Origin of the sequence: Mesorhizobium sp. M0293 (assembly GCF_040321735.1) — a bacterium.
Lineage (GTDB): Bacteria > Pseudomonadota > Alphaproteobacteria > Rhizobiales > Rhizobiaceae > Mesorhizobium.
On the sequence record NZ_JAMYSA010000001.1, the window covers coordinates 74,725 to 99,362 of the forward strand.

29 protein-coding genes and 1 pseudogene are annotated in these 24,638 nt (G+C 61.9%); 22 read left to right on the plus strand and 8 right to left on the minus strand.

Going from position 1 to position 24,638, the window contains the following annotated elements:
• The first annotated feature begins 163 nt into the window (after positions 1–163).
• From NKJ06_RS00355 to NKJ06_RS00370, 4 genes and pseudogenes are all read left to right on the plus strand, one after another.
• On the plus strand, positions 164–616 hold the full coding sequence (locus NKJ06_RS00355; RefSeq protein ID WP_352627060.1) for a hypothetical protein: 453 nt from the start codon (positions 164–166) through the stop codon (positions 614–616).
• Positions 617–752: 136 nt separating this feature from the next.
• Positions 753–1,334 carry a TetR/AcrR family transcriptional regulator gene (locus NKJ06_RS00360; RefSeq protein WP_352627061.1) on the plus strand — a complete coding sequence of 194 codons (582 nt, stop codon included), beginning with the start codon at positions 753–755 and terminating at the stop codon, positions 1,332–1,334.
• Complete coding sequence (locus NKJ06_RS00365; protein ID WP_352627063.1) at positions 1,331–2,167, plus strand: EamA family transporter; 837 nt, start codon at positions 1,331–1,333, stop codon at positions 2,165–2,167. The genes NKJ06_RS00360 and NKJ06_RS00365 overlap by 4 nt, the downstream gene beginning before the upstream one ends.
• Positions 2,168–2,201: 34 nt before the next feature.
• Positions 2,202–2,877 (plus strand): annotated as a pseudogene (locus tag NKJ06_RS00370) (LysE family translocator).
• A gap of 97 nt (positions 2,878–2,974) precedes the next feature.
• On the opposite strand, the gene NKJ06_RS00375 reads toward NKJ06_RS00370, so the two are convergent.
• Both NKJ06_RS00375 and NKJ06_RS00380 read right to left on the minus strand, forming a co-directional pair.
• Positions 2,975–3,286: a transcriptional regulator gene (locus NKJ06_RS00375; RefSeq protein ID WP_352627065.1), complete on the minus strand. Its 312-nt coding sequence runs from the start codon at positions 3,284–3,286 to the stop codon at positions 2,975–2,977.
• Positions 3,287–3,508: 222 nt separating this feature from the next.
• Complete coding sequence (locus NKJ06_RS00380; RefSeq protein ID WP_352627066.1) at positions 3,509–3,736, minus strand: hypothetical protein; 228 nt, start codon at positions 3,734–3,736, stop codon at positions 3,509–3,511.
• A gap of 122 nt (positions 3,737–3,858) precedes the next feature.
• Between NKJ06_RS00380 and NKJ06_RS00385 the strand changes: the two genes are divergently transcribed.
• The 3 genes from NKJ06_RS00385 to NKJ06_RS00395 all read left to right on the plus strand — a co-directional run bounded on the left by NKJ06_RS00385 (position 3,859) and on the right by NKJ06_RS00395 (position 5,936).
• Positions 3,859–4,326, plus strand: coding sequence for a hypothetical protein (locus NKJ06_RS00385; RefSeq protein ID WP_352627068.1), 468 nt, complete (start codon positions 3,859–3,861; stop codon positions 4,324–4,326).
• 163 nt (positions 4,327–4,489) lie between these two features.
• The gene (locus tag NKJ06_RS00390) at positions 4,490–5,095 is read left to right on the plus strand and encodes a GNAT family N-acetyltransferase (RefSeq protein ID WP_352627070.1); all 606 of its coding nucleotides are present in this window, start codon (positions 4,490–4,492) and stop codon (positions 5,093–5,095) included.
• Between the two features lie 244 nt (positions 5,096–5,339).
• On the plus strand, positions 5,340–5,936 hold the full coding sequence (locus NKJ06_RS00395) for a glutathione S-transferase family protein (RefSeq protein WP_352627072.1): 597 nt from the start codon (positions 5,340–5,342) through the stop codon (positions 5,934–5,936).
• A gap of 105 nt (positions 5,937–6,041) precedes the next feature.
• Here NKJ06_RS00395 and NKJ06_RS00400 read toward each other — a convergent pair whose 3' ends face one another.
• Entirely contained in the window at positions 6,042–6,698 is a 657-nt protein-coding gene (locus NKJ06_RS00400) for an outer membrane protein (protein WP_352808501.1), read from the minus strand.
• A 412-nt stretch (positions 6,699–7,110) separates the two neighbouring features.
• On the opposite strand from NKJ06_RS00400, the gene NKJ06_RS00405 reads away from it, so the two are divergent.
• The 7 genes from NKJ06_RS00405 (at position 7,111) to NKJ06_RS00435 (ending at position 12,810) form a co-directional block, all read left to right on the plus strand.
• On the plus strand, positions 7,111–7,875 hold the full coding sequence (locus NKJ06_RS00405; RefSeq protein ID WP_352627075.1) for an SDR family oxidoreductase: 765 nt from the start codon (positions 7,111–7,113) through the stop codon (positions 7,873–7,875).
• Positions 7,872–9,956, plus strand: a complete 2,085-nt coding sequence (gene uvrC / locus NKJ06_RS00410) for an excinuclease ABC subunit UvrC (protein ID WP_352627077.1) — start codon at positions 7,872–7,874, stop codon at positions 9,954–9,956. Before NKJ06_RS00405 ends, uvrC begins: the two co-directional genes overlap by 4 nt.
• 101 nt (positions 9,957–10,057) lie before the next feature.
• Complete coding sequence (gene pgsA / locus NKJ06_RS00415) at positions 10,058–10,654, plus strand: CDP-diacylglycerol--glycerol-3-phosphate 3-phosphatidyltransferase (protein ID WP_352627078.1); 597 nt, start codon at positions 10,058–10,060, stop codon at positions 10,652–10,654.
• A 1-nt stretch (position 10,655) separates the two neighbouring features.
• On the plus strand, positions 10,656–10,913 hold the full coding sequence (moaD, locus tag NKJ06_RS00420; RefSeq protein ID WP_013532479.1) for a molybdopterin converting factor subunit 1: 258 nt from the start codon (positions 10,656–10,658) through the stop codon (positions 10,911–10,913).
• 1 nt (position 10,914) lies between these two features.
• Positions 10,915–11,391 carry a molybdenum cofactor biosynthesis protein MoaE gene (locus NKJ06_RS00425; protein ID WP_352627080.1) on the plus strand — a complete coding sequence of 159 codons (477 nt, stop codon included), beginning with the start codon at positions 10,915–10,917 and terminating at the stop codon, positions 11,389–11,391.
• A 96-nt stretch (positions 11,392–11,487) separates the two neighbouring features.
• Complete coding sequence (locus NKJ06_RS00430) at positions 11,488–12,252, plus strand: YbaY family lipoprotein (protein ID WP_352627082.1); 765 nt, start codon at positions 11,488–11,490, stop codon at positions 12,250–12,252.
• Positions 12,253–12,540: 288 nt separating this feature from the next.
• The gene (locus tag NKJ06_RS00435; RefSeq protein WP_352627083.1) at positions 12,541–12,810 is read left to right on the plus strand and encodes a hypothetical protein; all 270 of its coding nucleotides are present in this window, start codon (positions 12,541–12,543) and stop codon (positions 12,808–12,810) included.
• Between the two features lie 44 nt (positions 12,811–12,854).
• On the opposite strand, the gene NKJ06_RS00440 is transcribed toward NKJ06_RS00435, so the two are convergent.
• Both NKJ06_RS00440 and ndk read right to left on the minus strand, forming a co-directional pair.
• Positions 12,855–13,451, minus strand: coding sequence for a class I SAM-dependent methyltransferase (locus NKJ06_RS00440; RefSeq protein WP_352808504.1), 597 nt, complete (start codon positions 13,449–13,451; stop codon positions 12,855–12,857).
• 147 nt (positions 13,452–13,598) lie between these two features.
• A complete protein-coding gene (gene ndk, locus NKJ06_RS00445) occupies positions 13,599–14,021 on the minus strand; it encodes a nucleoside-diphosphate kinase (RefSeq protein WP_352627087.1) in 423 nt (140 codons plus the stop codon).
• A gap of 398 nt (positions 14,022–14,419) precedes the next feature.
• Between ndk and NKJ06_RS00450 the strand changes: the two genes are divergently transcribed.
• Positions 14,420–14,674: a DUF2934 domain-containing protein gene (locus NKJ06_RS00450; RefSeq protein ID WP_352627089.1), complete on the plus strand. Its 255-nt coding sequence runs from the start codon at positions 14,420–14,422 to the stop codon at positions 14,672–14,674.
• A gap of 87 nt (positions 14,675–14,761) precedes the next feature.
• Here the strand turns inward: NKJ06_RS00450 and NKJ06_RS00455 are convergent, their stop codons facing one another.
• Positions 14,762–15,454, minus strand: coding sequence for a glutathione S-transferase family protein (locus NKJ06_RS00455; protein ID WP_352627091.1), 693 nt, complete (start codon positions 15,452–15,454; stop codon positions 14,762–14,764).
• A 60-nt stretch (positions 15,455–15,514) separates the two neighbouring features.
• Between NKJ06_RS00455 and NKJ06_RS00460 the strand changes: the two genes are divergently transcribed.
• The gene (locus tag NKJ06_RS00460) at positions 15,515–16,027 is read left to right on the plus strand and encodes a DinB family protein (protein ID WP_352627093.1); all 513 of its coding nucleotides are present in this window, start codon (positions 15,515–15,517) and stop codon (positions 16,025–16,027) included.
• Positions 16,028–16,077: 50 nt separating this feature from the next.
• Here NKJ06_RS00460 and NKJ06_RS00465 read toward each other — a convergent pair whose 3' ends face one another.
• On the minus strand, positions 16,078–16,566 hold the full coding sequence (locus tag NKJ06_RS00465) for a GNAT family N-acetyltransferase (RefSeq protein WP_352808508.1): 489 nt from the start codon (positions 16,564–16,566) through the stop codon (positions 16,078–16,080).
• A gap of 181 nt (positions 16,567–16,747) precedes the next feature.
• Entirely contained in the window at positions 16,748–17,707 is a 960-nt protein-coding gene (locus tag NKJ06_RS00470) for a LysR substrate-binding domain-containing protein (RefSeq protein ID WP_352627096.1), read from the minus strand.
• A 110-nt stretch (positions 17,708–17,817) separates the two neighbouring features.
• Here NKJ06_RS00470 and NKJ06_RS00475 point away from each other — a divergent pair, with 110 nt between their 5' ends.
• The 6 genes from NKJ06_RS00475 (at position 17,818) to NKJ06_RS00500 (ending at position 24,634) form a co-directional block, all read left to right on the plus strand.
• The gene (locus NKJ06_RS00475) at positions 17,818–18,651 is read left to right on the plus strand and encodes a hypothetical protein (protein ID WP_352627098.1); all 834 of its coding nucleotides are present in this window, start codon (positions 17,818–17,820) and stop codon (positions 18,649–18,651) included.
• Between the two features lie 45 nt (positions 18,652–18,696).
• Complete coding sequence (locus tag NKJ06_RS00480; RefSeq protein WP_352627099.1) at positions 18,697–19,623, plus strand: DMT family transporter; 927 nt, start codon at positions 18,697–18,699, stop codon at positions 19,621–19,623.
• On the plus strand, positions 19,616–19,819 hold the full coding sequence (locus NKJ06_RS00485; RefSeq protein WP_352627101.1) for a hypothetical protein: 204 nt from the start codon (positions 19,616–19,618) through the stop codon (positions 19,817–19,819). The genes NKJ06_RS00480 and NKJ06_RS00485 overlap by 8 nt, the downstream gene beginning before the upstream one ends.
• Before the next feature lie 162 nt (positions 19,820–19,981).
• Entirely contained in the window at positions 19,982–20,428 is a 447-nt protein-coding gene (locus tag NKJ06_RS00490) for a Ros/MucR family transcriptional regulator (RefSeq protein WP_352627102.1), read from the plus strand.
• Between the two features lie 136 nt (positions 20,429–20,564).
• Positions 20,565–22,442, plus strand: coding sequence for an ABC-F family ATP-binding cassette domain-containing protein (locus NKJ06_RS00495; RefSeq protein ID WP_352627104.1), 1,878 nt, complete (start codon positions 20,565–20,567; stop codon positions 22,440–22,442).
• 83 nt (positions 22,443–22,525) lie between these two features.
• Complete coding sequence (locus tag NKJ06_RS00500; protein ID WP_352627106.1) at positions 22,526–24,634, plus strand: molybdopterin-containing oxidoreductase family protein; 2,109 nt, start codon at positions 22,526–22,528, stop codon at positions 24,632–24,634.
• The last annotated feature ends 4 nt before the right edge of the window (positions 24,635–24,638 follow it).

Sequence of the window (24,638 nt, forward strand, 5' to 3'; positions counted from 1 at the left end):
TGTTCCAGAAGGTGAGGAAGGCGGGCTCATTGACGACCCAGGGCTCGCGCAAATCCGGCTTAGGCCAACGCCGTTTCAACCTGGGAAACCATTGTTTCCGCAACCGCTTGACCGCCGCCAAGCGAATCCGCACAGTGCGCACAACCGACCTTGAGAGGCTGCTATGACTCGCTTCGCCAAATCCGCACTTGCCGCCCTGATTTCGCTCTGCACGCCGCTTGCCGGGCCTATCGGCGTCACCCAGGCCGTGCAGGCGGCCGATCTTACGGTCTATTCCGATGAGGACAGTGGCGTCTGTGGCGAAGCCTGGGTGTTGAACAAGATCACCAGCCGCTTCTCCTACCAGGTGCATCACGTGCCGCATCTGCCGGACGTTCAGATCACTGACTTCCAGCGCATCCACCAGCACCGTTATCTGCCGGCCAACGATACCTGGCCGATCGGTCGCCGTTATTGCGGCGCCACCGTCAGTCTCTCCGACGGCCGTGACCGCACCATCTGGTACCTGATCGAGGAAGGCCAGGGCTTCGCCTCGATCGGCGACAATGTCGAATTCTGCGTCTCGGGCTTCGACCGCTGGATGGTCTACAACGGCCGCTGCCGCGTCCTGCGCTGAACTCGGCTTTCCGTTCCTATCTCTTTTCGCGCCTGCGGCCCGATCGGTTGCAGGCGTATTTCTGTGCCGTGTTGACATAAGATACGATCCGCCGCACAGATAGTAGACAGACCTGTCTCATCACTTGGTAGGCGCCATGACTTCATCGCCCGCTTCCGACAAGCGTCAACATGTCGTCGAAACGGCCTACGCGCTGTTCAAGCGCGGCGGCTTCCATGCCACCGGCATAGACCGGATCATCGCCGAGGCCGATGTGGCCAAGATGACGATGTATCGTCACTTCCCCAGCAAGGACGAACTGATCGTCGAGGTGCTCGACTACCGCGCCATGCGTTTCGACCGCCAGCTCGACCGGCTCGCCCACGAGGGCATCACGCCAGAGCAGAAAATCGGGAAAATCTTCAGCTGGCATGAACGTTGGTTCCGCAGCCCGGTTTTCCATGGTTGCCTGTTTGCACATGCGCTGGCCGAGTTCGGTGATCCCCGGCATCCGGTGTTCAAGGCTGCTGCCAGGCAGAAGAATGGGCTCAAGCGGCGCATGCAGTCGATTCTCGAGGAGGTGATGCCGCGTGGCCGCGCCGAGAGTGTGGCAGCGACACTGCTGATGCTGATCGAAGGGGCGACCTTGCTGGCGCAGATGGGGCAGGCGGACACCGCCATTCGCGATGCCCGCAAGGCGGCCCTGAGCTTCGTCGCTGCTTCGCGCGGGCCGCAATGAGCCCGCTGGTCATCGGGCTCGCGCTGTTTGCCGCGATCCTGCACGCAACCTGGAACGCCTTCCTGCGAACGGGAGCCGACAGGCTGTGGACCATCACCGTCATGAGCTTTTCCAGCACGGCGCTCGCGATTCCCTTCGCCGTCTTCCATGCCCTTCCGGCCGCGCCTGCCTGGTTCTATATCGTGCTCTCGGCCTGCCTTCAGGTCGGCTACAGCGTGTTTCTGGTGGCGGCCTACAGAAATGGTGAGCTGGGGCAGGTCTATCCGATCGTCCGCGGCAGCGTGCCACTGCTTGTCACGCTTGGCGGATTTTTCCTGGCCAACCAGCAGCTCACCATGCCGCAAACAGTCGGCGTCGCGCTGGTCGCTGGTGGCATCATGGGCCTGTCGCTCGGGAGGGGCAAGGCGGCCACGACATCGATACTCTATGCGCTGGCAACGGGCGCGATCATCGCCGCCTATGCGACAGTCGATGCGATCGGCGTTCGCGCGGCGGGAAATGCCGGCGCCTATACCGCCTGGGTCCTGCTGATCTACGGCGCCTTGCTGCCGATGACCTTCGTCGCCTACCGTGGCCGGCTCATCGTCGACCCGCGGGCGCCGGAAACCTGGAAGGCGCTGGGCGGCGGCCTGTTCGCACTTCTGGCCTATGGCGTCGTGGTCGCGGCCTTCGCACTCGGGCCGGCCGGTCCCATCACCGCGATCCGCGAAACCAGCGTCGTCTTCGCGGCCTTCATCGGGCGCCTGTTCCTCGGTGAGATGCTGACGCCGCGGCGGGTCGGCGCATGTGCCATTGTCGCGCTCGGCGCCATCTGCCTCGGCTATCAGCCGTGACGAATGGGCATCACCGAAACGCTGAATTTTCCTGATGTCGCCGACAGGCAAACCGGCTGATCTGAATGCCCGAGACCTTGCCACCATCCTTGCCTTCGCGGCTGCCTTCTTCGCCTTCGCCTTCGCCTTCGCCTTCGCCTTCGCTGCCAGCCCCGGACCGGACAACATGACGATCGTCGCGCGCACGATCTCAAGCGGCGCCGCCTCGGGCATCGCCTATGGCGCAGGCACGGTGGTTGGCATTCTCATCTTCCTGATCCTCGCCGTCTTCGGCCTGTCTATCATCGCCGCCAAGATGGCGATCGTCATGACGATGCTTCGTTATGGCGGAGCGGCCTATCTGATCTGGATGGGCATCAGGCTGTGGACCGCCGTGCCCGTCGTGCCGGAACTGCAACCCGTCTCCGGAGGGCGCGGGCTGCTGACGATTTTTGCCATCGGCATCGCGCTCAATCTTCGGCAATCCGAAAATGCCGCTGTTCTACGTGGCACTGCTCCCGAACGTGGTCGGCGCATCGCTGGACGCTGATCATCTCGGTGTGTTGATGATGATCATCCTGGCCGTCGAGGTCGTGGTGATCGGCGGCCATGTCATCCTCGCCGGTTGCGCTCGCAGCCTGTTGCGCACACCGAAGATCGTGCGCCGGGTGAACCGCGCGGCGGGTGGTGTGATGATCGGTGCCGGCGTCGCCATGGTCGCCACGCGTTAGAGTAATTCCAGGAAACGTGTGAAGCGCTTTCCCCTGGGAATTGCGTCAAAACAAAGAGGGCAATTGCGCGCTCCAGGAGAGATCGCCAGTCGCCGCGCTATTTTCTGCGCGGCGCTGCCTCAGCATGATCGAGGATTTTGCGCAGGAACGCGGCGTGGCCGCGGAACGCGCGCCGTCCGCTCGTCGTTGCCCTGACGCGCGTCTGCGGTCGGCGCCCGACGAACAGTTTTTCGATGTCGACATAACCGGCCCTGGCCAGCGTATCGAGATGTGCGCCGAGATTGCCGTCGGTGACGTCCATGATGGCCTTCAACTGGCTGAAGTCCAGCGTTTCTCGCCTTTCCAGCATGTTCAGGGCGGCCATGATCCTGAGCCGAGTGCTCTGGTGGATGATTTCGTCGGCACCCATCAGCCGGCTCCGATGCGGCGACGCCGGAGACCACCGACGACGAGGTCGCCGTCATGGGGTGCCGTCTCGGCAATCTCGAACAGTGACAGCGCCGCTTGCATCTGTGAGATCGACATTGAAAAACCTCCGTATGTGCAGAATACTCTGTGATGTAGAGTAATCTGTCAAATCGCACACATGCCGGTGATGCGATCATGCTTGACAAGGTGATGCAGCGATCGGCTATCGGATTGCAGTGTAGATCGCCTGCTTGCACGAGATGATCGCACCGCTGAACCAGCGGGTCATGATATCAGCGGCCGAAGATCGATGCGCAAAGCTGCTCGCTGATCTTCGAAGCTTCACAGGAGGAGCGATCTCGCAGGCGCGTAAAATGTCGGCGGCACGTTGCTGGCAATGATCGAAGATCAGCAGCGGATTTTTGCGATGAACAGCGCGATCGTGTGCCATTCGTAACCAAAACTTAAACTGCGAAAATCAGTCTATTGCTTCGCTGGCTAGCAAGCCGCGAGTCAGATATGCATGAGCGCGCCGGGTCATTACGACCGTCGGCACAACGGAAGGGGCATCGCATGGCTAAGCAGTCATCCAAAGCGCCGGCGTCCAAGGCACCGGCAAAGAAAGCACCCGCAAAAGCAGCGCCGGCGAAGGTCGCAGCTGCAGTGAAGAAAGCAGCACCTGCTGCCAAGCCGAAGGCCGCGGCGGCCAAGGCAAAAGCAGCGCCGGCCAAGAAGCCGGCTGCAAAGGCCGCGGCAAAACCGGCAGTGAAGAAGGCAGCACCCGCCAAGGCAGCGGCAAAGCCGGCTGCGAAGGCGGCACCGGCCAAGAAGCCGGCTGCCAAGGCTGCGGCAAAACCCGCAGTGAAGAAGGCAGCAGCACCTGCCAAGAAGCCGGCTGCGAAGGCTGCGCCTGCCAAGAAGCCTGCAGCGAAAGCTGCACCGGCAAAGAAGGCGGCGGCAGCGAAATCTTCAGCACCGGTGAAGAAAGCGGCACACGCGGCCAAGCCGAAGGCAGCACCCGCGAAGGCCGGCAAGAAGTAATCGCGTCTTCCCTCGCCGGGGGCAGTGCCGAGACAGTCAAGGGCGGGTGCCTGACAGGCGCCCCGCTGTTGCTTCGGCATTCGGAAGGCGAGAACAGAGGCGGACGGAGGATATCTTTTCGCAGTTCCCAGGACTTCGCCACAGGGCGAAGTCCGGTGGGGCTTTGTCCGCGTCATCGCTGGCGGATCAAATCCAGGCGCGAGGCCTCTCAGCCTTTGTCGTCGACCGCCTGATCCGCGTGCCGCCAGTGTCTGCGCCACAGGGAATTCGGGCCGGCTGCGTGGGTGGTGAGGTGACGTTGGAACTCACAATTCGCAGAGCAAACGAGGACGATGCGGAAGCCGTGAGCCGCGTGATCCTGGCAGCTTTGCGACAGACCAATGCGAAAGACTATTCGCAAGACATCATCGCTCGCGTGGAACAGAGCTTCAGCCCATCCGCTGTCTTGGCGCTTTTGAGGAAGCGAAGGGTTTCTGTCGCGGTCGTGCGTGGCAGGATCGTTGGAACAGCCAGCCTAGATGGAAGTATTGTTCGATCCGTCTTCGTGGATCCTGAACTGCAAGGCCGTGGTATCGGTAAACGACTTATGGCGGAGGTCGAGGAAGCGGCGCACGCCGGCGGGGTTACGGTGCTGACCGTGCCGTCCTCGGTTACCGCAGAGCCATTTTACGCCGGGCTTGGATTCAAGGCAGTTCGAGACAGCTACTATGGTGATGAACGCACCATCGTCATGGAATGCTCGCTAAACGATCCCGGTCAACGACGCTAGCGCATGTCGCTCAAAAGTGGCTCCGGTTGGGGCCACGACATGGATTGAATCCGTGTCGACGCGGACGCGCTTCAGCCCGATGTTGCACTGTTGGCGTATGCATATCGCGTGATAACGGAAGACTGCAGGCCGCCGACTTGCCGAACCCGCCGCTCGCTGGTGGCTGGGGTTTTCCGGTTGTGGCCATTGCCCCATCGCGCCCGATCGGTCAACACTGCCCGCCTGCAAAACAGGAAACCGATCCATGCCGAAGCTGCTCTACGCGTCGTCTTCTCCCTACAGTTCCAAAGTACGAATGGCAGCAGCCTATGCCGGCATCGCCGTCGATTTGGTGCCGATCAAGACCGAGGAGAAGCCAGCCGACTTGATGATCGCCAACCCGCTCGGCAAAATTCCGGTTCTGGTGCTCGATGACGGCCGCTCCATCCATGACAGCCGCGCTATCACCCAGCACCTCAACCGTTTGGCGAAGAACGCGCTTTTTCCGCGCAATCCCGACAAGCGGCTTGAGGCGGAAGTGCTGGAGGCGTTGGCGGACGGCATATGCGACTGTGCGCTGTCGATGGTCTATGAACGGCGCACGCGGCCTGAGGAGATGGTCTATCAGCCCTGGCTCGACCGCCAATGGGGAAAGATCACGGCGGCACTCGATCTGCTCAACGCCAACCCGCCGAAGCTGCCGAAGAAGATCACTGCCGGCCAGATGGCGCTGCGCGCCTGCCTTGGCTATCTCTCGCTGCGCTTCGCCGGAAAATGGGAAAAGGGCCGCGCCCGGCTGATACGGTGGGCAGCGCGCTTCGACGAGAAGTTTCCAGAACTGAAACCCTGCATTCCCGGCTGATCCACTTGATCACCCCGGTGATCGCCTCGGTCTCCTGGGTGATCATTCCGGCACAAAAAAAGCCGGGCGCGAGGCCCGGCTTTTTCGTGTCGTGGCTTGAACGACTTAGAACTTCATACCGACGCCGAAGGTGACGCGGTTGTCGGTGGCCTTGACCTTGCCGATACCATCGAAGCTTTTGCTGCCGAAGTCGGTGTAGCGGTACTCGACACGGCCGAAGACATTGTCGGTCAGCTTGATGTCGGTGCCGAGGCCGGCGGTCCAGCCGATCATGGTTGCGGTATCGCTGGCGCCAAGGACGCTATCTTCCACCTTCAGGCTTCTGCCGGCGAGACCGCCGGTGCCGTAGAGCAGGATTTCCGGGGTCACAGCGTAGCCGAGACGGGCACGCAGCGAGCCTTCGAAGCCGGCCTTGGAGTCGATGCCGTTATCGTCACCCTTCACGCCGTTGTAGCCGAGTTCGGCTTCAGCACCGTAAACGAAGTTCTCCTGCTGCCACTGGTAGCCGCCGAAGACGCTGCCGACGAAACCCTTGGTATCGGTCTCAACGCCGAAATCCTTTTCCTTCGTACGGCCGCTGAAGCCATAGCCGACGTTCAGACCGGCATAGGGGCCGGCCCACGAGGCGCCGGGAAGCTCAGCAATTGGCGCGGGTGCCGGCGGCTCTTCCTGGACGACGTCCGCGGCATAGGCAGTTCCGCTGAGGGCGAAGAGCCCGAGCGCCACGGCCAGCGGCCGTGCGAATTTGAAATTGGCTTGCATTGTTCTTTACTCCTTAAGCCACAGGACACAGGCTTTTTTCTCACGATCGCCATCAACCCGTCCGGGGGGTGAAACGGATCTGGCGTTCGTCGGTTCCAAATGTCGTGTCAAAATGCGGCTGAAGCGAACCTGAACTTGGGTCATTCCCCGGCACGAATGAGGCAGAACCTTGACGTTGCATCTTCGCAACAGCGAAATGGCAGGAGCCGTCCCGTGCTGCGCTGCACGCCGCTTGGTACAAGGAGTCCAGCGTCCTATATTCCGGTCCGGCGGCTTTGAGTCCAAGGCGAGTCGGGACGCCGGAAAGGTCGTTTCGCCACAATGCTGCCCAAGGTGCGAACGCCATTTAACGCATGCCGGGCCATATTTCGCCGGCACCGTTTTTTGGGCCGAAAATGAGGATTGACACCCTATGAGCAAAGCCACGGCCACGGCACTGGTGACGGGTGGGGCCAGACGGATCGGCAGGGCAATCGTCGAGGATCTCGCCGCGCATGGTTTTGCCGTCGCCATCCATTGCAACCGCTCTCACATCGAGGCCGATGCCTTGGCTGCCGCAATCATCGCCAGCGGTGGCCGCGCCGCCGTGATCGCCGCCGACCTGACCGATATGGACGCTGTCGGCGACCTCGTCGGGCAGGCGGGAGCAGCGCTCGGACCGGTCTCGTTGCTGGTCAACAATGCGTCGCTGTTCGTGGACGATTCGGTTCTGGATTTCGACTGGCGGGCCTGGGATCGGCACTTTGCCGTGCATGTGAAGGCTCCGGCGCTGCTGGCGCAGAATTTCGCCCGGGCGTTGCCGGCAGGGCAGGAGGGCTTGATCATCAACATCATCGACCAGCGCGTCTGGCGGCCGACGCCGCGCTATTTCTCCTATGCGCTGTCCAAGTCGACGCTGTGGACGGCGACGCAGATGATGGCGCAGGCGCTCGGTCCCCGCATCCGCGTCAACGCCATCGGTCCGGGGCCGACCTTGAAGAACACACGCCAGGACGACAGCGATTTTGCCGCCCAAGTCGATGGCTTGATCCTCAAGCGCGGCCCGGAATTGCCGGAATTCGGCGCCACAATCCGTTATCTCTGGAACGCGCGCTCAGTCACCGGCCAGATGATCGCGCTCGATGGCGGCCAGCATCTTGCATGGCAGACGCCCGATGTGACAGGCATGACGGAATGAGTCCTTTGGATCACAAAAACAAGCCGCGCGGCGGCGCCGACGATCTGCCCCCCGATATCGACCTCGAGGACGAGGCAGCCGAGGAGGTCGTGGAACCTGCCGGTCCCGATGTCGCCTTCACCGCCATCGACTGGACGCCGCATGCAGGCGACGCCGAAGGCATGGTCGGTGCCGAGGTGATCCAGACGCTGGTCAAGCGGCTGCCCAACGCGCCCGGCGTCTACCGCATGATGAACGCTGCCGGCGACGTGCTTTATGTCGGCAAGGCGCGCAGCCTGAAGAAGCGCGTCACCAACTATGCGCAAGGCCGCTTCCACACCACCCGCATCGGCCGCATGGTGCGCGAGACATCGACGATGGAATTCGTCGTCACCCGCACCGAGATCGAAGCGCTGCTGCTCGAAGCCAATCTTATCAAGCGCTTGCGGCCGCGATTCAATGTTCTGATGCGCGACGACAAGTCGTTTCCCTATATTCTTTTGACCGGCGATCATGTCTCGCCCGGCATCTACAAACATCGCGGCGCGCGCTCGCGCAAAGGCGACTATTTCGGCCCCTTCGCTTCGGCCGGCGCCGTCGGCCGCACCATCAACTCGCTGCAGCGCGCCTTTTTGCTCAGGAGTTGCACCAACTCTTTTTACGAGAACCGCACGCGGCCGTGCCTGCTTTATCAGATCAAGCGCTGCGCTGGCCCCTGCACCGGAGAGATCTCGCACCAGGACTACGCCAAGCTGGTCGGCGAAGCGAAGGACTTCTTGTCCGGTCGCAGCCAGAAGGTGAAGACGGAAATCTCGGCCGCCATGCAGCAGGCGTCTGAAGCTCTCGATTTCGAGCGCGCCGCGATCTATCGTGATCGACTGGCCGCGCTGTCGCATGTGCAGAGCCACCAGGGCATCAATCCGGCGACCGTCGACGAGGCCGATGTCTTTGCCATCCATCAGGAAGGCGGCCAGGTCTGTATCCAGGTGTTCTTCTTCCGCACCGGTCAGAACTGGGGCAACCGCGCCTATTTCCCCAAGGCCGACCCGACGCTGGAAGCGGCGGAGGTGTTGGGCTCGTTCCTGGCGCAGTTCTATGACGACAAGCCCACGCCGCGGAACATTCTTCTGTCGCATGGCGTCGAGGACCAGGAATTGCTGGCCGAGGCGCTCTCGACCCGCGCCGGCCGCAAGGTGGCGATCTCGGTGCCGCAGCGCGGCGAGAAGAAGGACCTGACCGACAACGCGCTGCAGAATGCCCGTGAGGCGCTGGGCAGGCGGCTGGCCGAAACCTCCACCCAAGGACGTCTGCTTGCCGGTTTCGCCGAAACCTTCGGCCTGGCCAAGCCGCCGGTGCGCATCGAAGTCTATGACAATTCGCATATCATGGGCACCAATGCGGTCGGCGCCATGGTGGTCGCCGGGCCGGAAGGGTTTGTGAAGAACCAGTACAGAAAATTCAACATCCGCTCGACCGAGATCACGCCTGGCGACGATTTTGGCATGATGCGCGAGGTGATGGAGCGGCGGTTTTCGCGGCTTCTCAAGGAACATGGCGATGTTGCCGTTGCCGACGATGCGGTGGCAGGCGAGGCGATAGCAGCCGAAGCGGGCGATGATATCGAAGACGATATTTCCGGCAACTTCCCGGCCTGGCCCGATGTCATCCTGATCGACGGCGGCCAGGGCCAGATGACAGCGGTGCGCAAGATCCTATCGGATCTCGGCATCGAGGACCGGGTGGTGGCGATCGGCATCGCCAAGGGCCAGGACCGCGATGCCGGCCGTGAGCGTTTCTTCGTCAGAGGCAGGGACTCCTTTTCGCTCCCCGTGCGCGATCCCGTGCTCTATTTCGTCCAGCGCCTGCGCGACGAGGTCCACCGTTTCGCCATCGGCTCGCACCGTGCGCGCCGCAAGAAGGAGATGGTCAAGAGTCCGCTCGACGAGATCAGCGGTATCGGTCCGGGCCGCAAACGAGCGCTGCTACTGGCCTTCGGCACCGCCAAGGCGGTCAGCCGCGCCGCGATCGAGGATCTGCGCAAAGTCGACGGCATTTCCGAGCAGGTGGCGAAACTGGTCTACAATCATTTCCATGAGAGCTGACAGCCAGGATGCTATTTTCATCTGGCCAATCGATTCTCGCCTGTTGACCCCCTACATTCGCATCTGATTTGAGTACGCAGGCAAAAAGAGTTCCCCGAGATATGGCCAAGCGCGCGTTCAACCTGCCCAACATGCTCACCTATGCCCGCATCATCGCGGTGCCGCTGGTGGTGCTGTGCTTTTTTCTCGAAGGGCACCTGAAGTCGAGCGATTTTGCCCGCTGGTCGGCGCTGGTCATCTTCCTGCTCGCCTCGATCACCGATTATCTGGATGGCTACCTGGCGCGCGCCTGGCAGCAGACCTCCAATATCGGCAAGATGCTTGACCCGATCGCCGACAAATTGCTGGTCGCTACCTGCCTGTTGCTGCTGGCAGCCGACACCGATCGCCATGCCGGCATTGCCGGTTGGTCGCTGTGGGCGGCGATCATCATCCTGTGCCGCGAAATCCTCGTCTCGGGCCTGCGCGAGTATCTGGCGGCGCTCAAGGTCTCGGTGCCAGTGACGCAGCTGGCAAAATGGAAGACCGCGATCCAGATGGTCGCCATCGCCTTCCTGCTGGCCGGGCCGGCTGGCGACAAGATCTTCCCGCTGACCACCCAGACCGGGCTGGTGCTGCTGTGGATCGCCGCGTTGGTTACGCTCTACACGGGCTACGACTATTTCCGCGCCGGCCTCAAGCACATCATGGACGAGTGAGATGACGACCCGGCTCATCTACTTTGCCTGGGTGCGCGAACGCATCGGCATGCCTGAGGAAGACGTCGACTTGCCTGCTGGCATCGAGACGGTCGCCGATCTCCTGCGCTGGCTGAAATCGCGCGGCGAGGGCTACGAGCACGCGCTGCAATATCCCGACGTGATCCGCGTCGCCATCAACCAGGAACATGTCGAGCACCGCGAGAAGATAGCAGGCGCGCGCGAGATTGCGTTGTTCCCGCCGATGACCGGGGGCTGACATGACCGGCACGGTCGTACCTGTCGTGCGAATTCAGGCGCAGGATTTCGACGTCGCCGCCGAGATCGCCAGACTGACGCAAGGCCGCGCCGATATCGGCGCAGTGGTGACCTTCTCCGGCCTTTGCCGCGACGAGCAGGGCGCGCTTTCGGCGCTTGAACTCGAACACTATCCCGGCATGGCGGAGGCCGAGATCGCCCGCATCGCGGCTGAAGCGGTTCAGCGCTGGCCCCTGCAAGGCCTCACCGCCATCCATCGCCACGGCAAGATAGCGCCCGGCGACAACATCGTGCTGGTGGTAGCCGCCTCGGCACATCGCCAGGCGGCATTCGAGGCGGCGAACTTTCTCATGGACTATTTGAAATCGCGCGCGCCGTTCTGGAAGAAGGAGCATCGCACCGATGGCTCCGAGGGTGGTTGGGTCGAGGCCAAGGAAGCCGACGCCAGTGCCGCGCAGCGCTGGAAACCGACCGAATAAAATTCGGCCGCAGCCATGCATTGACCGCAATCCTTTGGCCAATTGACCGCGGTTGATCAGCCCTAGGCGTTGGTCAGCCTGGGCAGGGAGATGGTCATGCTGGACAGGATCGCGGAGTTCTTCGTCTTCGGTTTCGTGCCTCTGGTCGTCGGCATATTGGCCGTGCCGGAACCCTCTGTTGCCGCTGAAAAGGTCGTGAGAGGCGAGGTGATCTATCGCGAGCGCATCGCCTTGCCGCCCAGTGCCGTGCTCTCCGTCCAACTTGCCGACGTGTCGCTGGCCGATGCGCCGGCCACGATCATCGGCGAGCAGAAAGTGAAGCCGGCCGGCCAGGTGCCGATCAGCTTCGAGATCAAATTCGATCCCTCCGTCATCCGGCCGCGGATGACTTACGCGTTGCAAGCCCGCATCACCGTCGACGACAAGCTCGTCTTCATCTCCGATATGCGCCATCAGGTCGATCCGCTGACCGACGTGCCGCAGACCGTCATGCTGAAGATGGTCACGCCGAGCACTGAGCCGACGGCTTCCTTCTTTGGTCAGGTTTGGCTGGTCGACTATGTCGACGGCATCGGCGCCATCACCGCGCCGCAAGCGACGTTCACGGTCAGCGAGGCCGGCAAGGCAGGCGGCAGCGGCCCCTGCAACACCTATTTCGCCACCGCCAAGGTCGACGGCCAGGCGATCGCGATCAGCGATATCGGCTCGACCTACAAGGCCTGCGCTCCCGAGGTGATGGCCGAGGAAAAGGCGCTGTTCGATGCATTGGCCAAGGCTGCGTCATACAGTGTCGATGCCGGCAAGCTCGTCATATCAGACAAGGATGGCCGCGAGATCCTGCGCCTCAGCGCCGCGAGTTAGCGCAATTCCAGGAAAAGTGTGAAACGGTTTCCCGGGAAAAGCGAATAGCGCTTTCCCTTGGGAATTGCGTCAAAACAAAGAGATAGGGCAGTTCGGCGTTTCCGTGAAACGGTGAACCGCTCTGGCGGGTATTTGGAACGCCACAACTTTTCCGGAATAATTCGGGCAAGAGAAGCGTTTCTCCCAGACAGGGCGGGTGAGGCAAAAGGGATATTTTCGAATATCCCTTCATCGAAGCCGCCAGACCTGCTGCGGCTCGTTCTGGCTTAACTCAAAGGGAGTCCAGAGATGAAAACGCACGCGCTTATCCTTGCTGCCACAGGCGTATCGCTCCTTGCTCTTACCGACCTCGCGACGGCGGACGACCATCTGGTCAATGCCCTTCAGCATGGCCTCAGTGCCGATGGCCATGCCTTCACGACTAACAAGGCCGGCCACAGCGGCGATCTCGCGCCTGGGCAGGGTAGTCCATTTACCGGCGACGATACCCAGACGCCAGCCACCGACACGGCAGCGGCGAACGCCCATGCGAACGTAAAAGATCGTCAGGCGAAGTGACCAGAACCCCGCCGCTGGGGCCGGCGGGCCTCTCAAGCCGTAGTCTATTCGAACACGGCGCCGTAGTGATAGGGAGGCACCTCGACCAGGTCGGCAAGCCTGAGACCACCCGCTTCGGCGGCCGCTACGGTCTGCTCCGGCGATAGCCTCAATTCGGTCCTCGGTCCGCGGGGCTCGCCCTGGACGATCGTTGTTTCGCGCGGACGCTGGTGCCAGTTGACAACGGCGAAACGTCCGCCCGGACCGAGTGCTGCCCGCACCGCGCGCGCCAGACGCGGCCGGTCCGGAACGCCGTGAAAGGCGTTGGCCAGGAAGATGAAATCGGCCGGTCGAGGCGCCAGCCTTGCAAGCTCATAGGCATCGCCTGCGACAAAGTCGCAATTCGTCGCGCCGCTTTCGGTCAACCGGTGTTTGGCGGCTTCGAGCAGATCGGCGTCGATATCGATGGCGACGACATGGCGGGCTGCCCTGGCCATCGGCAGCGTGAACCAGCCGTCGCCGCAGCACAGATCGATCACCTCCATACCTGGCTTGATCCCCGTTGCCGAAAGCACGGCGGCGGGGTCGGGCCAAAGCGCCTCCCACCAGCCGCTGTTCGGCATCTCGGTGCCTTGGAAGAAACCCGGAATGGCACTGGTCATGCTGTGGTCCGCTCCATTGTCGGCTATATACGCTCCATGTCTCATCCTAGTACATGCAATTCGCACGCGAGGCCTGACCGTTCGGCCATGAAAAAGGCCGGCGAAACGCCGGCCTTTTTCATGTGATCCAAGATCTGGACGATCGGCTCAGCCGACGATCTGGGTGTCCGAGAACCAGTACTTGATCTCTTCTGCCGCGGTCTCCGGCGCATCGGAGCCGTGCACCGAATTCTCGCCGATCGACAGCGCATGCACCTTGCGGATGGTACCTTCGGCGGCGTTGGCCGGGTTGGTGGCGCCCATCACTTCGCGGTTGCGGGCAATGGCGTTCTCGCCTTCCAGCACCTGCACGACTGTCGGTGCCGACGACATGAACTCCACCAGCTCGCCGAAGAACGGGCGATCCTTGTGGACGGCATAAAAGCCTTCAGCTTCGCGGCGGCTCATCCAGACCCGGCGCGAGGCGATGACGCGCAGGCCGGCCTCTTCCAGCATCTTGGTGATGGCGCCGGTGAGGTTGCGCCGGGTTGCGTCCGGCTTGATCATGGAAAATGTGCGTTCGAGCGCCATGGGTCGTCCTTGTCTGAGAATGGAATTGAGAGTGGCGGGCTCTATACAAGCCGTCCGGCCCATTGCCAAGGGGTGAGGCCAAAGGGGGAGGCCAAGGGGGTGAGGAGCGGTCTGCGAAGCGGACGGAAAGCCAATTACTTGGCTTTCGGAGTGACGAACGGTGAAAGCCCGGTCCGCCTTCGGGCGGATTGAAAGGTCCATTGGACCTTTCAAAGGGTTTGAACGCCCGAAGGGCGGCAGCGATAGCGAAGGGCCGAAACGGTGCGTGTTTCTATGCAAGGCTTGTGTCGACAAGGTCAGGCGGAGGCGAGATCGGATGGCTGCACAGCAATGCTTTGCTTGCTATAGTCAACTGTCGGCGCCGCGCTGAAGTCGGCCCGCATGGAGACAACACGACCATGGCAGACGATCGTCAGGAACGCATTCGCAATCGCGCGCATCAGATCTGGCTGCAAGAGGGACAGCCGGCTGGACATCATGAGCGCCATTGGCATCAGGCGGCAGCCGATGTCGATCAGGAGGATGCCGCGGGGAAGTCGGCAGCCAAAAAGCCAACCAGGAAGGCAGCAGTGGCCGGCAAGGCAAAAGCCGCCCCCAAGGAAGCAAAGGCTGCCACGAAGGCCAGCAAGCCAAAGAAGGCGCCGGCCAAGTAAAGCCTGGCTATCTCCTCGCTGCTGAGCTTTCTTGCAGGACATTGACGGCCCACCTACTGCCTTGCGGCAAGGGCAGGCGTTGCGGCGTCACGCTGCCGCGGCCACCTGTCGTCCCAGCCCGCCATGCAGGTCGAGGCAGCGGGCGAACCATTGCGCCACCACGTCGCCGTCGTCGAGCAATTGGTAGGGCGAGGCTATGCGCGCCCATTGCAGCGCGCCGAAGACGATATAGTCGGCAAACAGCGGCGACGCACCGCCGATGAAAGGCTGATAGCCGAGCGTTGAACGCAAGGGTTCCAGCGAGGCCCTGAAGTTGCCGAGCCCGGCCTCCCGGGCTGCCATCACGTCTTCCAGCCGCTTGCCGAGGCGCTGTTCCCGACTCTGGCGGAAATAGGCGGCGTTCTCCGCGTCCTGCATGGCATGCAGGTCGATGATCGCGGCGGTGGTCACATAGGGATGGATGGTCAGTTGCGACCAGCGTTCGATGAAGCGCGCCATCGCCTTGCCGCCTTCACCGCCAAACAGCGTCGGCCGATCCGGATAGGCTTCATCGAGATAGAGCGCGATGGCGAAGGAATCCGCGACGACCATCTCGCCGTCGCGGATCACAGGAACGGTTTTCGAAACGCCGCCTTCGACAGCGGGCACTTCGAGAAAGCGCGTCGACGCGGTTGATATGTCGAGCCCCTTGTGGGCAAGCGCCATCGCCACCTTCCAGCAATGCGGGCTGAACGGACGTGTGGTGTCGCGTCCGACGAGGTCATAGAGCAGAATGGTCATTGGCGGCGGCCCCCTCACGGGTTAGGTAGGCCCCGCATCGACGCGAGCCGAGGGGAAGCCATGAGACAGCATTTCATGATGTTTGCGGCCTATAATCAATGGGCCAATGGCCGCATCTATGATGCCGCCGCCGAACTCGACGAAGAGGAATTCAATCGCAATGTCGGCGCCTTTTTCGGCTCGATGATGGGCACGCTCAACCACCTGCTGACAGCCGACCGCATCTGGATGAAGCGCTTCACGGGAGAGGGCGACGCGCCGACGACGCTGGACGCCATCCTGCATCGTGGTTTGCCCGGCCTGCGGATGGCGCGTGAAGCCGAGGACAGGAGGATCATCGATTGGGTCGGCGGCCTCAATGACAAGGCGTTGACGGGCCGCTTCACCTATATGACCGTCTCGGACATGCGCACGGTCTCGCAAAGGCTGGCGCCGGCGCTGGACCATGTCTTCAATCACCAGACCCACCATCGCGGCCAGGCGCATGCCATTCTAACCATGCTGGGCAAGCCAAGCCTGGGGTTGGATCTGATGCTCTTCCAGCGCACCGAGGAGGGCAGGGCTTTCGCCTGATCTCCGCGATGTTTGGCGGTTGTGAGTCCGAAGGTTGAGGGCCAGCTCACTTATCGCTGCATTTTGTGCTGCAGCATCGTCTTTACGTCAGGCCACTCGGAATCGATGATGCTGAACCGGACGGAATTGCGCTTCCGTCCGTCCGGCATGATCCGCTCATTGCGAACGATCCCTTCCTGCTTGGCCCCAATTCGCAGAATGGCTGCCCTCGACGCGTGGTTCAGTTCGTCCGTGGTGAATTGCACACGGACATATCCCATGACCTCGAATGCATGGATCAGGAGAAGATACTTCGCCTCGGTATTGACCCCGGACCGCTGAACCGAGCTGCTGAGCCAGCTATGCCCTATCTCCAGCTTTTTATCCGCTCGATCGATCTTCCAAAACCGCGTACTTCCGCAGATCAGTCCCGTGCTGCGCTTGACGATTGCATGATTGCATAAGGCATGACAGTGCCGGCCTGTCGTCCAGCCAGGGCGTTGGCCACATAACCATCGATCGTATCTGGCCCGGGGATCACGGTGGTCTTCAGGTTCCACAGCGCACCATCCGCCGCCGCGCTCAGAAGCCCCGACGAATGGTCCTGCTGAAGCGGCACGAGTTCTACAATCACACCGACCAAGGCGGGCTGTATGGATTGGGCGTACATTAACCGATGGCTCTCAACTTGCCTATTGCCGGTCGTATCTCGTCGGCAGACAACCAATGCTTGCCCGAAATTCAGACAGCCATCGCAGCCTCGCTGCTGATTTCACTGTCCAGCTGGCGCTGCGTTATAGCCGCTTCCGCCATCACCCAGTGCTTGAACAGCAGCACCTTGCGTGTGGCAAGGCTCTTTGGGGGAGAGACAAAATACCAGCCAGCCGTGTTTGGATGGTGGACGGCGAATGGCGCCACAAGCCTTTCGGCGCGGATATCGCTGGCCATATAGGCGCGGTTGGCCACCGCAAAGCCCATCCCGGAATTGGCTGCCTCGTAGGACATCATGCACGAGTCGAAATAGATGCTTTTGGTCTCGCTGAGCACGAAGCTGGCACCGGCGAAACCAAGCCAGGATTGCCAGTTCTGGGTGCAGGTATCGGAATGCAGCAGCGTGAAGTGCCTAAGATCGTCCGGCGTCACCTTCGACAGCTGCTTGTCGGCGAGAACTTCATGAAACAGCTTGCGGCTGCACACCGGTGTCAGGTCTTCGCGAAACAGCAGATTGGATTGCAGCCCGTGAAAGTGACCGTCGCCATAGCGGATTTCAAGATCGAACTCGGAGGTCGTGAACTCATGCGTCGCGTAGGAGGTCGAGACCCGCATCACGATATCCGGATATCGCTGCTGGAACAGCGGCAGGCGCGGAAACAGCCAGCGTGCCGCAAAGGTCGGCAGCACTGATATCTTCAACACATGTTCCTGGGATTGCCCGGTCGCTTCCATGCTGGCGGCGACGATTCTCTCCAGCGCCTCGCGAACGCGCGAGACATAGGTCTCGCCCTCCGGCGTCAGCGACACCGCATTGCCGCCGCGCTGGAATATCTTGAATCGCAGCTGATCCTCTAGGCTTTTGACGCGCTGGCTGACCGCTGAAGCGGTGATAAATTGTTCTTCGCCGGCGCGCGTGAAATTCCCGTGCCGCGCAGCACTCTCGACGATTTTCAGCGAATTGAGGTTGACCTGACTGAGCAGACGCACGGTTTCGACCTTAAGCTGGGCTTACACTAGCACCAGCATTCCTAATTTTACAGGGGGGGCTAATTTAATCGACTGTTTACCAAGTGTTGCCCCCATCCTGGAGAAGTACAATGAACGCCCATACCATTCCCGAACTGCGTTATGCGATGAGTCGCGAGGCCATCATCGGCCATGAAACCGCCTGGAAAGTGTCGAGTTTCGGGGTCGCGCAATATCTACACGGCTATGACCCGGCACTGCTCGCCGCGATCGAGGAGGCTGCTCTGAAGCTCAAGGCCAGCCATGCCGTGCACAAGCACCTCGATCTGACCTTCATCACCGGGGCAGACCGTTTCATCCCCGAGATCAAGGAATTGCTGCATGACAAGCTGCGCCTGGAGCGGCTGTCCGACATGATGGGCACCAAGCTGGAGCCTTATCCGCTGTCGATCGTCGGCTCGACGGTCACCTTCATGAACCCCAAGGACGGCGCCGTGGAATGGCATTGCGATGGCGTTCCTGTCACCGAACTCATTCCACTGTCGATCAGCAATCCGCTGGTCGGCGGCCACCTCGAAATCTACTGCGACGACTCCGAAACCGGCCGCGCCATCCTCGAATCCGGCCGTGAGATCCCACGCAACCGTGTCATGCGCATCGATCACAAGATGAACTACGCGACGCTCGGGCAGTTCCTGGGCGTCCTGCATCGCACCGCCCCGATCCGGTTCGGTGAGCGCGTCACGCTGGTGCTCAACCAGCGCTCGGTGGCCAAACCCTATGTCGACGACAACCGCATGTTCTATCTCGCCGCCGACAACGACCACGACCGTGAGTGGGTCAACGAACTGGCCGAAGATGTCTGGACCAACCAGCTGCCGGCCTATCGCCGGTTCGAGGCAGAGCATCCCGTGCCCGCCGCCGCCGCCGCGCCGGTTCCGGGCGGAGCCAGGGAATCGTGGTAACGAGCCACGATCCCGAAAGGTGGGAGCCGGTTTTCGGGCGGGATCATGATCAGACATAGAGATAGAGCCCTATGCCGGACCTTTCGGCATGGATCAGGCTCGATATCCGCGCTGGCCTTCGCTGCCGGCGCGGTGGCTCTGTGGTCGACCAACGCGCTGGTCGGCAAATCCCTGCTGGCCAGCCACCCGGTGTCGCAGGTGCAGTTCCTGCAATTTGCAGGCGCCGCACTCGTCTTCGCCGCTATCCGGTTGATGAGCCGGGAAAGCGCCGCGCCGGTCGCGGCCGGGGCCGCGCTCATGCCTCTCGGCGTCGGCTTCATCGGCCTCGTCGGCACCATGGTGCTGCAATACATGGCCTTCGCTTCGATGCCGGTTATCGAGGCCAATCTGGTGGCCTACACCTGGCCGTTGATGGTCGCGGCGGCGGTCATCGCCCTGGAAAATCCGCAGCGCCCGGTACTGCTGGGCCTTGCCGCGGTGGTGGGCTTCGTTGGCGTTGCATTGGTGATTTCGGGAGGGCGTAACCAATCTTGGCTCCAGGGCGATCTCGTCGGTTATCTCACCGCATTCGGATCCGCACTGTGCATGGCCTTCTATTCGATCATGGTGGGACGGGTTGTCACCTCACCGGAACGCCTATTGCTGCCATCGGCGCTGATCGGTGTCGCCTTGACGTTTCTGTGGTGCGTTCACGACGGTTTCACCTGGCCCGTCGGCACGGACCTGGCTCTCGGCCTCTATCTCGGCGCCGGTCCGATGGGGTTGGGTTACTATTTCTGGTCGCGCGCCTTGAAGCTCGAAGGCAGCGGCAAGGTCGCGGTCGTGGCCTATCTCACGCCGATCGCTTCAACCCTGCTGCTGACCCTGTCCGGTGAACGGCTGACGATGACGGCCATCGTCGGAGCCGTCCTCGTCATCGGCAGTTGCGTCGCGGTCGGTGTGGAACGTTCGGAGGCCGAAAACCATGTTTGACGAAAATGAACGCCTGGCCATTCAGGAAGCGCATTGGCTGATCAAGGAATTTGGCGCCGAGGCGCCGCTTTACGCCGCGATGAAGGCCGAAAAAGCGATAGAACAGAAGGATTTCGGGCGTTGCGCCCGCTGGAAGCGTATTCTGGAGATATTGACCGATAGCCCTGACGCGAAGTCTGCTGGTTCGAAGTATTAGATTTTCTAATTTGCACAGCGTCGATTTCGCATGAAAGCTATTTCTGCCGATTCTTGATTCCTTGTTGAGACTTGGCGGTCCGTTGGGGGACGCGGGTAAAGAGATACATCGACATAAGTCTTCGCTGGGGTGGAGGATATTGTCGCAAATAGGGTGAAAGAATTGTCAAATATCGATGATAAGACCGTTATCGAGCTGACGGCCGATATTGTCTCGGCCTATGTAGGCAACAATCCGCTTCCGGCTTCCGGTCTGCCCGAGTTGATTGCCAGCGTCAGCGCTTCGGTCCGCAAGCTCGCTGGTGCGGCTGTCGCGGAAACCCCAAACCTTGTTCCGGCAGTCAATCCGAAGAAGTCGGTGTTCCCCGACTACATCATCTGCCTTGACGACGGAAAGAAATTCAAGTCGCTCAAGCGGCACCTGCGGACCGACTACGGCCTGAGCCCGGACGACTACCGGGCCAAATGGGGCCTGCCGCCGGACTATCCGATGGTTGCGCCAAACTACTCGGCGACACGGTCGGCTCTGGCAAAGTCGACAGGACTTGGCCGCAAGCCGGCAGCAGTGCCGGCCGCCGTTACCAAAGCGAAGCGCAAGGCGACTGCCTGAAGCGCTGCCTGGTCGGTAGGCGAGCCACTGATCGACTGCTTGACGGCGTTCTCGCGGGCGTCGTTTCGAGGCCTTGTGCGGCCAACTGGCCCACAAGGTCTTGCGAAGCGTTGATGTCCGGTGCAAAAGCGCGGCCATGCTGATCATCAACGACCTTTCGCTCCGGATGGCCGGACGCCTGCTTCTCGACCATGCCTCGCTGACCTTGCCGGCCGGCACCAAGGCCGGCCTTGTCGGCCGCAACGGCACCGGCAAGACGACGCTGTTCAAGGCCATCACCGGCGATTTCCCGTCCGAGACAGGCTCGATCAGCCTGCCGAAGAGCACCCGCATCGGCCAGGTGGCGCAGGAAGCGCCGGGCACCGAGGATCCGTTGATCGAGATTGTGCTCAAGGCCGATCTCGAACGCTCGGCGCTGCTCGAAGAGGAAAAGACGGCGACCGATCCGCACCGCATCGCCGACATCCATATGCGGCTGGCCGATATCGACGCCCACTCAGCCGAATCCCGCGCCGCCACCATTCTCGCCGGCCTTGGCTTCGATGACGCAGCGCAAAGGCGTCCGGCCTCGTCCTTCTCCGGCGGCTGGCGCATGCGCGTGGCACTTGCCGCGGTGCTGTTTGCCGAACCCGACCTTCTGCTGCTCGACGAACCGACCAACTATCTCGATCTCGAAGGCACGCTGTGGCTGGAAAACTATGTTTCGAAATACCCGCACACTGTGCTTTTGATCTCGCATGATCGCGATCTGCTCAACCGCGCCGTCAACTCCATCGTCCATCTCGACCAGAAGAAGCTGACTTTCTGGCGTGGTGGCTACGACCAGTTCGAGCGCCAGTATACCGAGCAGAAGGAGTTGCAGGAGAAGGGCCGGGTCAAGCAGGAAGCCGCCCGCAAGCACATGGAATCCTTCGTTGAACGCTTCCGTGCCAAGGCCTCCAAGGCGAGACAGGCACAGTCGCGCATCAAGGCGCTGGAGAAGATGAAGCCGATCGCGGCCATCGTGAACGATTCGGTGCGGCCGTTCTCGTTCCCCGAACCGGTGAAGACGGTGGCCTCGCCGATCGTGGCCCTGAACAACGTCAATGTCGGCTACACCGAGGGGCAGCCGATTCTCAAGAAGATGACATTGCGCATCGACGCCGACGACCGCATCGCACTGCTCGGCGCCAACGGCAACGGCAAGTCGACCTTCGCCAAATTGCTGTCCGGCCGGCTCAAGCAGGAGAGCGGCACCATGACGGTGGCGCCCGGGCTGAAGGTGGCGATCTTTGCCCAGCATCAGCTCGACGATCTCAGGCCGGAAGAGAACGCCTATGAGCATGTCCGCCGGCTGATGCCGGAGGCCCCGGAATCGAAGGTGCGCGGCCGCGTTGCCCAGTTCGGCCTGACTACCGAGAAGATGAACACCGCCGCCAAGGATTTGTCGGGCGGCGAGAAGGCGCGGTTGTTGATGGGGCTGTCGGCCTTCGAAGGCCCCAACCTGTTCATCCTCGACGAACCAACCAACCATCTCGACATCGACAGCCGCGAATCGCTGATCCATGCGCTGAACGAATTTCCTGGCGCCGTCATCCTGATCTCGCACGACCGCCATCTGCTCGAAGCGACCGCCGACCGGCTTTGGCTGGTCAAGGATGGTGCCGTCAGCCCGTATGATGGCGACCTCGAGGACTATAAGACGCTGGTCACCGGCGTGTCCGGCGACCGCCGCGGCAAGCGTGAGGCCGACAAGGCGTCAAAAGCCGATCGCCGCCGCGATGCAGCGGCGCGCCGCGCCGCCTTCGAACCGCTGGCCAAGGAAATCCGTGCCACCGAAGCGCTGATGGACCGCATCCGCAAGCGTATCGACGGCATCGAGGACGAACTGTCCAATCCGGCCGTCTACGAAAAGGATCCCTCGACGGCGACGCGGCTGGCCAAGGAGCGCTCGCAACTGGCCCAGACGCTGGCCGGCCACGAGGAAAAATGGCTCAGCATGTCTGCCGAATACGAGGAAGGCACGGCGGAGTGAGTGCGTAATCTCCCCCACGTGGGGGGAGATTAGCTAATCATCTGGCCCTACACGCCGCCCCCCAAACCCGCTAGACAAATGCCATGAACCAGCACGCCAAGCTCCGCATCGGCCATTCGGCCTGTCCGCATGACTGCCCCTCGACCTGCGCGCTCGAGGTCGAACTGCTCGACGGCAATCGCATCGGCCGCGTCCATGGCGCCAAGTCCAACAGCTATACTGCCGGTGTCGTCTGCGCCAAGGTTGCCCGTTACGCTGACCGCGTCCATCATCCCGACCGTTTGCTGAAGCCGCTGATCCGCGCCGGCGCCAAGGGCGACGGCGCCTGGAAGGAAGCGAGCTGGGAGGCAGCACTCGACCTCGTCGCCGAGAAATTCATCGCGGCCGAGGAAAAATACGGCTCGGAGACAGTCTGGCCCTACTATTATGCCGGCACGATGGGGCTGGTGCAGCGTGACGGCATCGACCGGCTACGCCACGCGAAAAAGTATTCCGGCTTCTTCGGTTCGATCTGCACCAACCTGGCCTGGACCGGCTGGATGATGGGGGCCGGCGCGCTGCGTGGCCCCGATCCCCGCGAGATGGCGAAATCCGACTGCGTGGTGATCTGGGGCACCAACGCCGTGGTCACCCAAGTCAACGTCATGACCCACGCCGTCAAGGCGCGCAAGGAGCGCGGCGCGAAGATCGTTGTCATTGATGTCTACGAGAACGCGACGATGAAGCAGGCGGATCTCGGCCTGGTGTTGAAGCCAGGCACCGATGGCGCGCTGGCGTGTGCTGTCATGCATGTGCTGTTTCGCGACGGCCTCGCTGACCGCGCCTATCTCGAAAAATACACCGACGACCCGAAAGGGCTGGAAGAGCATCTCAAGACGCGCACGCCGGAGTGGGCGGCTGGTATCACCGGCTTGACGGTCGCCGAGATCGAGGCCTTCGCCCGCCTCGTCGGCACGACCAAGAAAACCTATTTCCGCCTCGGCTATGGTTTCGCGCGCCAGCGCAATGGCGCCGTCAACATGCATGCCGCGTCGTGCATCGCGGCTGTCACCGGCAGCTGGCGATATGAGGGCGGCGGCGCCTTCCATTCCAATTCCGGCATCTTCAAGCTCAACCAGGATGTGCTGGAAGGCACCAGGATGCGCGATCCCTCGATCCGTCATCTCGACCATTCGCGCATCGGCCCGGTGCTGACCGGCGCCAGCGACGCGCTTTATGGCGGCCCGCCGTTGACGGCGATGCTGATCCAGAACACCAACCCGGTGAATGTGGCGCCAGAACAACGGCTGGTGAAGCAAGGTTTTATGCGCGACGATCTATTCACCTGCGTGCATGAGCAATTCATGACCGACACGGCCAAGCTTGCCGATGTCGTGCTGCCGGCGACGATGTTCCTTGAACATGACGACGTCTACAAGGGTGGCGGCAACCAGCACATAACGCTCGGCCCCAAGCTGATCGAGCCGCCGGAAGGGCCGCGCACCAACCATTTCGTCATCGAGGAATTGGCTGAGCGCCTCGGCGTCGCCGACCGTCCGGGTTTTGGTCTCACCGAGCAGCAGCATATCGACATCATCCTTGGCAAGCGCGGGCTGGGCAGCTTCGACAGCTTGAAGGAAGACAAGTGGGTCGACCTGCAGCCGGATTTCGACACCGCGCATTTCATCAAGGGATTTGGCCATACGGACGGAAAATTCCGCTTCCGCGCCGACTGGACCGGGCAGGCGGCGCCCAACCGGCCACCGAAAAGCATGGGCCTGTTCGGCCCGGTGGCGCTGCTGCCGGAATTCCCCGACCATGTCGACCTGATCGAGGTCGCCGACGAAGCACATCCGTTCCGGCTGACGACGTCGCCGGCACGCAACTTCCTCAATTCGACCTTTTCGGAGACACCGGTGTCGAAGGCCAGGGAAGGTCGCCCGGAACTCCTCCTGCACCCCGACGATGCCGCGGCGCATGGGCTGGCCGACGGAGACCGCGTCGAGGTCGGCAATCAGCGTGGCGAGGTCGTGCTGCACGCAAAACTCTTCGACGGTCTCAAGCGCGGCGTCGTCATCGCCGAAGGCATCTGGCCAAACAGCGCGCATGAGCGCGGCGAAGGCATCAACGTGCTGACCGGCGCCGATGCGCCCGCGCCCTATGGCGGTGCTGCCTTCCACGACAACAAGGTCTGGCTGCGCGCGGCAGGCTGAGAAT